Source organism: Streptomyces sp. NPDC054841 (assembly GCF_053611045.1).
Genome location: NZ_JBSGZO010000751.1, coordinates 1 through 2713, shown reverse-complemented (window position 1 = coordinate 2713; position 2713 = coordinate 1). Strand labels below are relative to the sequence as shown.

The 2713-nt window shown below is 69.6% G+C and carries 3 protein-coding genes; all 3 read left to right on the top strand.

Annotated elements, in window-relative coordinates:
- Positions 1–385 (top strand): phosphopantetheine-binding protein (locus ACWGI8_RS42725; protein WP_453668856.1); only part of this gene is annotated, 385 nt, incomplete at its 5' end.
- 81 nt (positions 386–466) lie between these two features.
- On the top strand, positions 467–1474 hold the full coding sequence (locus ACWGI8_RS42720; RefSeq protein WP_453668855.1) for a TauD/TfdA family dioxygenase: 1008 nt from the start codon (positions 467–469) through the stop codon (positions 1472–1474).
- Between the two features lie 143 nt (positions 1475–1617).
- A complete protein-coding gene (sbnB, locus tag ACWGI8_RS42715; protein ID WP_453668857.1) occupies positions 1618–2655 on the top strand; it encodes a 2,3-diaminopropionate biosynthesis protein SbnB in 1038 nt (345 codons plus the stop codon).
- Positions 2656–2713 lie beyond the last annotated feature (58 nt).

Sequence of the window (2713 nt, the reverse complement as noted above, 5' to 3'; positions counted from 1 at the left end):
CGCCTTCCACTGGCAGCAGGCCCTGCCGCTGACCGCCAACAGCAAGATCGACAAGAAGAAGCTGACGGCACTCGCCGCGGAACTCGCCGAACTCGCCGCCGCCGGCGGCCACGGCCAGGGGCGTGACATGCCGTCGACACCGACCGAGCAGCGGCTGGCCGCAGCCTGGGCAACCGTCCTCGGCATCCCCGAGGACCGGATCGGGCGCAGCGACCACTTCTTCGACCGCGGCGGCACGTCCCTGTCCGCGGTGAAGCTGGCGATCACCCTGGACCGCCAGGTCTCCCTCAAGGACGTCACCCGCCACCCCCACCTTGCCGACCTCGCCGCCCTGGTCGACAGCAGATCCCCGCGGCACACCGCCGAACTGACGACTTCCTCCTGACCACAGCACCCACCAGACACAGCACCCACCAGACACAGCACTGAACAGACAGCACAGACAGCACAGACAAGGAAAGCCACGATGTCGATCCCCTCCCCGGCCACGCTGCTCGACGTCCAGTCGCAGCCCGGCAAGCCCCCGATGCTGCACACCGAGCCCCCCGACGACGCAGCCGCCTGGGCGCAGCAGCACCGCCACGCGCTGCGCGCCCTGGTCACCGAGCACGGCGCGATCCTCATCCGCGGCCTGCGACTCGGTGACGCGCAGCAGGCCGGCGCCGTCTTCCACCAGCTGGCCGGCGGCCCGCTGATGACGGACAGGGAAGCCTTCGCGCCCCGCCAGAGCTACGGCCCGGGCGTGTACTCCTCCTCCACCTGGCCGGCCGCCCAGCCGATGTGCATGCACCACGAACTGAGCTACACCCTGCAGCCCCCCGGCCTGATGATGTTCGCCTGCCTGAGCGCACCCACCACCGGCGGGGCGACCGCGATCGCCGATGCGCCGGCCGTGCTGGAGGCGCTGCCGCCCGAGCTGGTCGAGCGGTTCGAGCGGGAGGGCTGGCTGCTCACCCGCAGCTACAACGACGAGATCGGGGCATCGTTGACCGAGGCGTTCGGCACCGAGGACCCAGCCGCCATCGAGGACTACTGCCGCACCCAGGCCATCGAGTTCGCCTGGCAGCCCGACGGCGTCCTGCACACCCGCCAGCGCCGCCCCGCCGTGGTACGCCATCCGGTCTCCGGCCGGCGCTGCTGGTTCAACCAGGTCGCGTTCCTCAACGAGTGGACGCTGGCCCCCGAGGTCCGCGAGTACCTCATCGACGTCTACGGCGCCGACGCCCTGCCGTTCAACACCCGCTTCGGCAACGGCGACCCGGTCGGCGAGAACGTCGTACAGCTGCTCAACGAGGTCTACGACGCCCACACCGTGCGCGAGCCGTGGCAGGCCGGCGACCTGATGCTCCTCGACAACATCCGCATGGCGCACAGCAGGGAGCCGTTCGAGGGGCCGCGTGAGGTCCTCGTCGCGATGGCCGGGCCGCTGCACCTGGCCGGGCAGGCGCCGGCCGGCGAGGCGAGTGCCCGATGACCACCAGACCTTCCACCCCCCAAAAGCCCACAGGAAGAAAGCCCACAGGAAAGCCCGCAGAAACGCCCGTAGGAAGGCCCGTCATGGAGTCCGCAGGAAAGCCCGTCATGGAGCCCGTCATGGAGTATGCAAGGGAGTCGGTCATGTCCGAGCCGGTCACGGTGCCGCCGTTCGCGGTGATCTCCGGTGCCCAGGTCCAGCACGCACTGAAGGGCCGCGAAGAGCAGATCGTTCAGCTGGTCGAGGCGACCTACCGGCTGCACGCCGCCGGGGACTCGGTCAACCCTCCGTCGTACTTCCTGCGTTTCCCCGACCGCCCCTCCTCCCGGATCATCGCGCTGCCGGCCTCGATCGGCGGGCAGGTGCGGGTGGACGGCCTCAAATGGATCTCCAGCTTCCCGCAGAACGTGGCGGCCGGTATCCCCAGGGCGTCGGCCGTGCTGATCCTCAACGATCACGACACCGGCTACCCGTTCGCCTGCCTGGAGAGCTCCATCATCAGCGCCACCAGAACGGCCGCGATGGCGACGCTGGCCGCCGACCGGCTCAGCCGCACCCGCCCACATCGCCCCACCCGTGTCGGGTTCTTCGGGGTGGGCCTGATCGCCCGCTACATCCACACCTTCCTGGCCGGCACCGGCTGGTCCTTCGACGAGATCGGCGTCCACGACCTGTCCGCCGACAGCGCGGCCGGCTTCAGCACCTACCTGCAGCAGACCGGCACGCCCGGCCGGATCACCGTGCACGACAGCGCCGAGGACCTGATCCGCTCCAGCGACCTGGTCGTCTTCGCCACCGTCGCCGGCAAACCGCATGTCAGCGACCCGGCATGGTTCGACCACCATCCGCTGGTGCTGCACGTCTCACTGCGCGACCTCGCACCCGAGATCATCCTCGGCTCGGCCAACATCGTCGACGACGTCGAGCACTGCCTCAAGGCCGACACCTCGCCCCACCTGGCCGAACAGCTCACCGGCAACCGGGACTTCCTGGACGGCACCCTGGACGACGTGATGACCGGCCGGGTGACACCCCCCACCGACCGGCCACTGATCTTCTCGCCCTTCGGACTTGGAGTCCTGGACCTCGCGGTGGGCAAATACGTCTACGACGAAATGGACCGCCTGGGGCAACTGCACGTCATCGACGACTTCTTCCACGAACTGCGCCGCTACGGATGAGCGGCCCCGCCCCCTGGCGCGGATGAGGAGGCCACCGCGTCTGTCGTCCCACTCTCCG